This is a genomic window from Mesorhizobium sp. M4A.F.Ca.ET.050.02.1.1, from assembly GCF_003997725.1.
Classification (GTDB): Bacteria; Pseudomonadota; Alphaproteobacteria; order Rhizobiales; family Rhizobiaceae; genus Mesorhizobium.
Genome location: NZ_RZSG01000313.1, coordinates 1 through 6,579 on the forward strand (window position 1 = coordinate 1; position 6,579 = coordinate 6,579).

Sequence of the window (6,579 nt, forward strand, 5' to 3'; positions counted from 1 at the left end):
TTCGATCCCCTGGCCGACGTCGTTCCCCCCGACTACACGTTGTGTTTGCCGGTCCCCAAGGGCAAGACCTACACGCTGGCGCCCGGCACCTATTGCGACAAGACATTGTCGGGAAACATCACGCTTGAGCCTGGCGTCTACATAATGCGCGGCACCGCCATCAAACCCGGGGGCAACGGCAGCCTGACCGGCCAGGGGGTGACGATATTCCTCATGGAGGGCGCGCAGATTTACATAAATGCCAATGAGCAGGTGAACCTTTCCCCGCCCACCAGCGGTCCCTATGCCGGCATCACCATCTTCGAAAACCACGAAAACACGTCGGCCTTGACGTTGAATGGCGGCGCCAATTCCGTGATCAGCGGTTTCGTCTACGCGCCGGACGCGCCCGTTAGCTATGCCGGCAACTCCGACATGAGCGGCCAGGGAGACTGCCTGAGGCTTGTCGGCAAGACCGTGCAGATGACCGGAAACTCATCCATCAAAACGGACTGCTCAGCCGTGCTTGGAAGTCGCGAGATGTATGCCAGCCGCCTCATCACGCTCGTGAAATAAGGAGTATTCGTTGGGCGGCGCCAGGCGCGCTGGCGCCGCACAATAGCAGCTCTAGGCCGCGAAGCGTTCGATCACCTCGGCCAGCGGGACATGCCCAAGGCAGGCACCCGAACCCACAGGCTTTCTGCCATCCTCTACGGCGAGCGCGTATTGCACGACCGGATCGGCCTGGATGCGCTCGCGCAAAGCGGCAAGCCTGGGATAGTCGGCGCCCTCGATCGCCTGGTGGAACTCGGCCCAGCGCGCCACGCCGATCAGCGTGGTGTCGGCCAGCGTCAGCCGATCGCCGACCAGGAAGTCGGTCCCGTTGATCATCGCCTCGAGCCGGTCGTGGCGTTCGGCAACGGCCTTGCGACCAAAGTCGCGCAAGGTTGCCTGCAAGACTGGGTCCGGCGACGTCATTTCCAACGCCGCCCAGAGCGGCATGAAAGCGGCGGTAAATCCGGTGTTCACAGAAGCCATGAGTTGATGCATCCGATCGGCTTCCTGCGTGCGCGGGTCGAAGCTGATGCGCCGGTTTGTATCGCGGGCCTCGAGCCATGCGGCGATCGCCATGGTCTCGGTCAGCACCTTGCCTTCGTCGGTGATCAGCACCGGCGTTTCCTGCCGGCCGTTGATGCTGGCATAGGCTTCGTTCTTCATGTCGGCCAGCATGTCCACCCGGCACAGCCGGTAGGGTAGCCCGAGGCGTTCGAAGGCAGCGACGAGCCCCATCGAGCTTCCCGCCGGGAAGCCGTAAAGGAGGATAGGTTCCATTTGTTGTCTCTTCCATGTTCGAGGATCACGCCGCGCAGCGAAACTTGACCCTAAACGCTGGTCGCCCCATGTAAATTACGCGCTATTCTGTAACCACGCCCCCAGGTCCCCAATGAAAGATGTCATTTCGTGCTGCCCGATCGAAGAGACCATGCGCGTGCTCAGCGGCCGCTGGCCGACCTTGCTGCTCTATTATCTGAAGGACGGGACCAAACGCTTCAGCGAGCTCCGGCGTGACAATCCGACCGTGTCGCATCGCATTCTGGCGCTGGAGTTGCGCAAGCTGGAGGACGCCGGCATCGTGCGGCGCACGGCGCATCAGGGCTATCCGCTGCGCGTCGACTACGACCTCACGGAAGCGGGCCGCGGGCTTGTGCCGCTGATCGATGCGCTCGGCGCCTGGTGGGAGCATACGCAAGACGACCGGATCGGCCAAGGTTCGCCCGCCGCGAAAGCCGCCTAGGACCAGGCGCGTCGGGAGATTTTCGTCGCCCTGCCCGGCAAAAGCCATGATCGCCATTATGTCAGGCGGGCATGACCGTTGCTAGAATCGAAACCCACCAGATCCCGGACCTGAACAGGCGCCTGCTGCTCAAAGGCGCTGGCATAGCCGCTTTGGCCGGGCTCGCCGCATGCTCGACCACTGTGCTGCCGACCGGAGAAGGCGCCGGGGTCTCCTCCTCCGCCACCGGGACGCTCGCCGGCATCCGGTCTTCGGCCGGGCTGCCGCCACTGGCGGCCGATGCGCAGCTTGAACAGGCGGCGCTGCAGCAGGCCGGCTATATGGCGTCACGTGCCCGCATGAGCCACACCACCGGCTGGGGCAAGGACTTCGCCTCGCGCATGAAGGACAACGGCGTACGCGGCGCAGCAGGCGAGAACATCGCCGAGGGCCGCTTCGACCTGCAGAAGCTGTTCGACATCTGGATGCATTCGGACGGCCACCGCCGCAACATGCTCGACTCGGACTTTTCCCGCTTCGGCCTCGCCTATGTGCGCGACGGCCGCGATCCGAGCCTGCGCTACTGGAGCCTCGTGCTCGGGAGATAGGCCTCGCCTATCCCTGTTTTGTCGTCAGAGTTCCCGACGCCGGAACGCCTTGGCCGTCATCCGCCACGCTCGCCGTGTGGAGCAGTTTCTCGATGCCCTGGGCAGAGACCGGCTTGCTGAAATGATAGCCCTGCATTTCATCGCAATTGTTCTTGCGCAGGAAGGCCACCTGGTCGTCTGTCTCGACGCCCTCGGCAATGACCCTAAGATGCAGATTCTGACCCAGTGAAATCACGGCGCTGGCGACAGCCTGATCGTTCTCGTCGGCGGCGAGATCCTTGATGAATGACTTGTCGATCTTCAGCCGCGCCACGGGAAAGGTCTTGAGCGCGCTGAGGCTGGAATAGCCTGTTCCGAAATCGTCGATCGAAATCTGAACCCCCAGGCTCTGCAAGGCGTCCATCGTCGCGACCGCCAATTCGACGTCCTGCATGATAAGGCTCTCGGTTACCTCGAGCTCGAGATGCCTGGCCTCCAGGCCGCTGTCCGTCAGCGCGTTCACGACACGGCCAATCAGGTTCGGTTCCCTGAATTGCCGCGCCGAGACGTTTACGCATACGGTCAGGGGTGGCAGACCGGCATCCTGCCAGGCCTTGTTCTGCCGACAGGCTTCGTGCAGGACCCAGTCGCCGATCGGTACGATCAGCCCGGTCTCCTCGGCGGTCGGAATGAACGTGTCCGGCGCCACCATGCCTCGCGTCGGATGCTTCCAACGCAGCAAAGCCTCGACCGCAAAGACGTCTCCTGAGCGAAGATCGACCTGCGGCTGATAGAGCAGAATGAATTCCGAGCGAGCCAGGGCATTTCGCAACTCCTCCTGAAGCAGGAATTTCTCATGCGCCCTGGTGTTGAACTCGGGAGCGTAGAACTGGAAATTGTCGCGGCCGAATTCCTTCGCGCGGTACATGGCAGCATCGGCATTGGCCAGCAGCTGATCTGGATTCGTCCCATCCTTGGGATAGTTGGCGATGCCGATGCTGGCCGTCGCCCTCAGCCGATGCCTTCCCAGATGAACCGGCTCCGCGATCGCTGCCCGGATCTTTTGCAGGGTCTCGGAGATCAGATCGACATTCGTCGGCTGGTCGAACAGGACTATGACGAACTCGTCGCCGCCAAGCCGCACGACTGTGTCGGTCGGCCTTACGCATTCGACCATGCGGTTGGCGACGGTCTTCAGCAGTACGTCGCCGGCGTTGTGGCCGAGCGTGTCGTTGACGAGTTTGAAATTGTCGAGGTCGATGAACACCACCGTCACCCAGCGATCGTACCGCTGCGCATAGAGCAGAGCCTGCGAGAGCCGGTCCTCGAGCAGAGCGCGATTTGGAAGCCCTGTCAGCACATCATGGTTGGCCATGAAATGAATCTGGTCTTCAGCCAGTTTGCGCTCGATGGCGATCCCTGCAATCCGTGTCGTGAAGTCGATCAGCCGCGTTTCGGCCTCGGTCGGTTCGCGCACCGTCATCGAATACATCGCAAAGACACCGAGCACGGCGCCTTGATGCGATAGGATCGGGGTCGACCAGCAGGAACGATAGCCGAAGGGCGCCACCACCTGACGGTATTCTTCCCAAAGCGGGTCCTGCATGATGTCCGCGACGATGACCGGCTCCCGCCGGTAGACGGCGGTGCCACATGATCCAACCTTGGGGCCGATGGCGATCCCGTCGATGGCATCGGTATATTCTTTCGCCAGGCTCGGCGCGCCGCCGTGCCGCAAATGGCTGCCGTCCTTGTCGAGCAGCAGGACGGAACCGAATATCCCCGTCAACTGCGACTCGACGAGGCGCATCAGACGGTCGAGCACGTCTTCGAGCAGGGCGCTCATTGCGATCATTTCCAGGATATGCGCCTGCCCGTCCCGAAGGACGTCCGCCTGCTTGCGTGCGGTGACATCGTGAGCGATGCCAACCAGTCCGATGACGTCATTCTGGGCATTGCGCAGCGGCACCTTTGTCGATGACACCCACTTGCCGGCGCCCAATGCATCGACAATGAACTCTTCCTTGTCGATCATTGGTTGCCCGCTGCTGAGCACGTTCTGCTCCACAGCGCGAAATTTCCGAGCAAGTTCCGGGGCATGGAGATCAAAATCGGTCAAACCGACCATGTCGCTGGTCTTCTCCCTTCCGCTGTCGAGCGCGAGAGCCCTGTTCGCCACGATGAAGCGCCTTTCCGTGTCCTTGACCCAGAGATAGTCGGGCACCCAGTCGATCAGCGTTTGCAGCGAGATGCGCTCAGCGGCGATCTGTCGATTGGCAGCGAGCGCCGTGATGTCCTCATGCGTGGCCACCCAACTGCCGTCGGGCATAGGCTGGTGGCAGACCTGAATTGTCCGACCGTCGGCGAGGTTGGCGGTCCATACTCTTGGTGCCGTGCCCGAATTGACGGAGCGGGCCAATGCAAGATAGGCGTCGGCATCGGTCGCGGAGGTTCCGACAGCGACGCGAAGTGCGACGATTTCCCGGAGCGTTAGCCCCGGCCGCAATTGCTCAGGCGCAATGTGGTAGATTTCCGCATAGCGGCGGTTGGACAGGATCAGCCGTTCACCGGCGTCGAAAAAGCAGATGCCCTGCGAAACGTTGTCGATCGCCGTCTCAAATCGCAGCGCCTGCCCTTCGAGCGATGCGATCCTGGCTCGAAGATCGCGCTCGAGCGTTTCGTATGAAGCCATCGTCAGCTTTGCCAGCGCCGCAAGATTGGCCGACTCGGGTGCTTCGGCGGCTTTCCTGGATGATTTCGTGCCCAAACAGAGTTCCTCCAGTTTGGTGCCGGCGCAAAGCAACACGGCTCGCCTTCAACCCAAAAGCGACCGCATCGTGATCGATATATACTAATGGTAGGTGAACCGGGAGCGGTAGGTTGTGTCTATCTGAAAATCCTGGCGCTGTTCCCTAGCCACGATTTTTTGAGTCCCGGATGCAGGCGCGGCCGCTACGCCGCGCCGGTCAGAGCAGTTTAGCGTCTGGTAGAACCGCTGAACTGGTCTGACTATTTGTTTGTACGCAATTCCGGACGGAAAACCGTTTCACACTTTTCCTGGAATTGCGTCAGCAAACGTCAGTCCATATGCGCTGCTGACGCGCCGCCCGCCGGCGCCGCCTTCGGCTTGCGCAGCAGGAAGACGAACGGAATGGCAAGCAGCGTCATCACCATCAGGATTTTGAAATCGTTGACGTAGGAGATCATCATCGCCTGGATGTTGACCAGCCGATCGATCTGCGACAGCGCCGTCGGATCGCCGCTCGCCGCCGCCGGCGAAGCGGCCCAGAGATTTGGGTTGAACGGGTTGATGAAGGCCGAAAGCTCGGTGTGGTTGATCTGGGTGTTGCGCACCATCAGGACCGTCACCACCGACACGCCGATCGAGGAGCCGAGATTGCGCACCAGGCTGAACAGCGCGGTGGCATCGGTGCGGTAGCGCGCGTCGAGCGTGGCGAAGGCGACCGTCGACAGCGGCACGAACACCATTCCCATGCCCAGCCCCTGGATGACGCCGGAACTGAGGATGAGCCAGTTATCCATCTGCGGCGAGAAGCTGGACATGGTGTAGAGCGATTGCGCGGTCAAAAGGAAGCCGATGACGACGAGGATGCGGGCGTCGATCTTGCTCATGAGCCGCCCGACGACGAGCATCGAAATCATCGTGCCTACGCCGCGGGGACCGATGACGACGCCGATGGTCATGGTGGGATAACCGAAGATGGTCGACAGCATCGGGGGCAGCAGCGACATCGAGGCCAGGATGAGCACGCCCATGACGAAGATGAACGCCAGGCCGGTCACGAAATTGCGGTCGAGGAAGATCTTGGGATCGATGAACGGGTGCTCGGCCGTCACTGTGTGGATGGTGAACACCCAGAAGCCGGTGATGGCCAGGCCGAGCTCGATCCAGATCTCGACCGCGGAAAACCAGTCGACCTCGCCGCCGCGATCCAGCATCAGCTGCAATGCGCCGACGCCGAGCGATATCATGGCGAAGCCGAAGAAATCGAAGCTGCGCACCCGCCGGGCAACGGCCGGCAGATAGGCGGCCATGCCAAGGAAGGCGAGGATGCCGACCGGCAGGTTGATGAAGAACACCCAGCGCCAGTTGAAATTCTCGGTCAGCCAGCCGCCCAGCGTCGGGCCCAGGATCGGCCCCAGCATGATGCCCGCGCCCCAGATCGCCATCGCCTGGCCGTGGCGCTCCTTCGGGTTGATGTCGAGCAGGAAGGTCTG

The 6,579-nt window shown here is 61.9% G+C and carries 5 protein-coding genes and 1 pseudogene; 3 read left to right on the top strand and 3 right to left on the bottom strand.

Annotation, left to right across the window (positions count from 1 at the left end):
* Positions 1 to 555 (top strand): annotated as a pseudogene (locus tag EOA33_RS19855) (pilus assembly protein); the annotation flags it as partial.
* Between the two features lie 51 nt (positions 556 to 606).
* On the opposite strand, the gene EOA33_RS19860 reads toward EOA33_RS19855, so the two are convergent.
* Complete coding sequence (locus EOA33_RS19860; RefSeq protein ID WP_127406361.1) at positions 607 to 1,311, bottom strand: glutathione S-transferase family protein; 705 nt, start codon at positions 1,309 to 1,311, stop codon at positions 607 to 609.
* A gap of 112 nt (positions 1,312 to 1,423) precedes the next feature.
* Here EOA33_RS19860 and EOA33_RS19865 point away from each other — a divergent pair, with 112 nt between their 5' ends.
* Positions 1,424 to 1,774 carry a helix-turn-helix domain-containing protein gene (locus tag EOA33_RS19865; protein WP_126055127.1) on the top strand — a complete coding sequence of 117 codons (351 nt, stop codon included), beginning with the start codon at positions 1,424 to 1,426 and terminating at the stop codon, positions 1,772 to 1,774.
* Positions 1,775 to 1,845: 71 nt separating this feature from the next.
* On the top strand, positions 1,846 to 2,361 hold the full coding sequence (locus EOA33_RS19870) for a CAP domain-containing protein (protein ID WP_127406362.1): 516 nt from the start codon (positions 1,846 to 1,848) through the stop codon (positions 2,359 to 2,361).
* Between the two features lie 7 nt (positions 2,362 to 2,368).
* On the opposite strand, the gene EOA33_RS19875 is transcribed toward EOA33_RS19870, so the two are convergent.
* Positions 2,369 to 5,107: an EAL domain-containing protein gene (locus EOA33_RS19875; RefSeq protein WP_245482383.1), complete on the bottom strand. Its 2,739-nt coding sequence runs from the start codon at positions 5,105 to 5,107 to the stop codon at positions 2,369 to 2,371.
* Between the two features lie 311 nt (positions 5,108 to 5,418).
* Positions 5,419 to 6,579, bottom strand: a 1,161-nt coding sequence (locus tag EOA33_RS19880; protein ID WP_127406363.1) for a DHA2 family efflux MFS transporter permease subunit, incomplete at its 5' end; no start/stop codon positions are given.